Source organism: Alishewanella longhuensis (assembly GCF_014653435.1).
Classification (GTDB): Bacteria; Pseudomonadota; Gammaproteobacteria; order Enterobacterales; family Alteromonadaceae; genus Alishewanella; species Alishewanella longhuensis.
On record NZ_BNAO01000002.1, the window covers coordinates 1 to 1,790 of the forward strand.

Below are 1,790 nucleotides of genomic sequence, written 5' to 3' on the forward strand. Positions count from 1 at the left end.
CGCTGCATCACTTGCTTATAGTTATCCTGGCGCTGTGCTGTGGCCAGTTGCAGAATTAAGTCTGATGCGCTGATAAAACGAGTCTTGATCCCAGCCTGCACCGCTTTATAACCCAGTGCAACGGCAATATGCGTTTTACCCACACCTGATGGCCCTAGCATCACCACATTCTCCTGCCGCTCAATAAATGACAACGAAGCTAATTCGGTGACTTGCCTTTTAGGTACGCCAGTCGCGAAGGCATAATCAAACTCCTCCAAGGTTTTTACTGCTGGGAACCCCGCCATACGGGTAAACATATGCTGCTTCCGCTGATGGCGTGAACGCTTTTCACATTGAAGCGCCTGCTCAAGGAAGGTGAGATAATCCCATTCTTCTTTTGCTGCTTGCTGGGCTAAATCACAGGCATTCGCATCAATACCAGGCAACTGTAACGCAGTAGCTAATTCGCTAAGTCGTGATAATTGTAAGTTCATATGGCCTCCATCAATTGGTCATACACACTTAAATCATGGTGCAGTGGTTGCTGGCTTAGCTTGCTTAACGAAGGGAGTGGGCTGTTATCAGGTAAGGATGATGCAACAGCTAACAGCCGAGGGGGCAATGTTTGCAGCACCTTACGCTCTTCTACTAACCGCTCTGCAGGCTTCTGTTTGGTGGTGTCATGAATGCGTTGATGTGCCACCGTATCCAGCCATAAGACAACCTGCTCATTGGCGGTATTGATATCCAATATCTGGCCCAACGCCATTAACTTGGTATTCAGAGGGCGAAAGAAGTTATCACGTACATAACGCACCATACGTTCCACTTTGCCTTTCGTTTGTGGTCGGTAGGTATGACACAGTTTGGGGATAAAACCCATGCTCTTAGCAAACTGGTAAAAAGCCTGATTAAGCTTATGCGCACCTTCGCCATAAGCATCGCGCTCAACCACGACCGTTTTCATATTGTCGTACCATACCTCACGTGGAATACCCTGGAAGTAATCAAACGTTAGGCGGTGGCACAGTTCCAGCGTGTCGTAACGCATATTATCGGTGAAGACCACCATCATTGCCCGGCTGTACCCTAATACCGCGATGAAGGCATGGATGGGGGCTTTGCCACCACGCATCTGCCCCCAATCGACCTGCATTTGCTTACCCACTTCGGTTTCAAACCGCACCACGGGCTCAGGGGTAGGCTTGCCACGGTATTGGAATAAGTACTGGCGTAACAACGATAAACTGCCGGTATAACCGAGCTCTTTAAGCTCCCTGAACAAGACTTCACCTGACAAGTGTACTGGTTTAGCTTGTGCGATACGTGAGTGTAAAAAGGACTTGAAAGGGTCGAGTAATGAGCGGCCTTTTTCACGAGCAGAGTAAACTGGGGTATCAATTTTTGCTCGCAGGTAACGTTTAACGGTATTGCGTGAAATACCTAATTGTTTAGCGATTGCCCGTTGCGAAAGGCCTTGCTGATGCAAAATCTGAATTTTCATAAGTTCTTCTTTTGTGATCAAAGTGCCCCCGAAAAGGCACTATAGTGAAAACAAGTGGATCAGATTTCAATTGTTGAAGTGGATCAGTTTTGCATTGTTGGTAACACTAGGGGATTCGAACCCCTGTTACCGCCGTGCAAAATGACTGCGCGGTGTTCACAACGCCTCACGGCGCTATCAGGAATTTAAACGGGAAGATTAAGATAGATGGCGTCCCCTAGGGGATTCGAACCCCTGTTACCGCCGTGCGAAATGACTGCGCGGTGTTCACACCGCCTCACGGCGCTACTAGAAATTTAAACGG

General features: G+C 48.3%; 2 protein-coding genes. Both read right to left on the minus strand.

All coding sequences use genetic code 11. From position 1 onward, the window contains the following. On the minus strand, positions 1-476 hold a 476-nt coding region (locus IE163_RS03975), incomplete at its 3' end, for an ATP-binding protein (RefSeq protein ID WP_189430489.1). Then, positions 473-1,507 carry an IS21 family transposase gene (gene istA / locus IE163_RS03980; RefSeq protein ID WP_373297856.1) on the minus strand — a complete coding sequence of 345 codons (1,035 nt, stop codon included), beginning with the start codon at positions 1,505-1,507 and terminating at the stop codon, positions 473-475. The genes IE163_RS03975 and istA, both read right to left, overlap by 4 nt. Between the last annotated feature and the right edge of the window lie 283 nt (positions 1,508-1,790).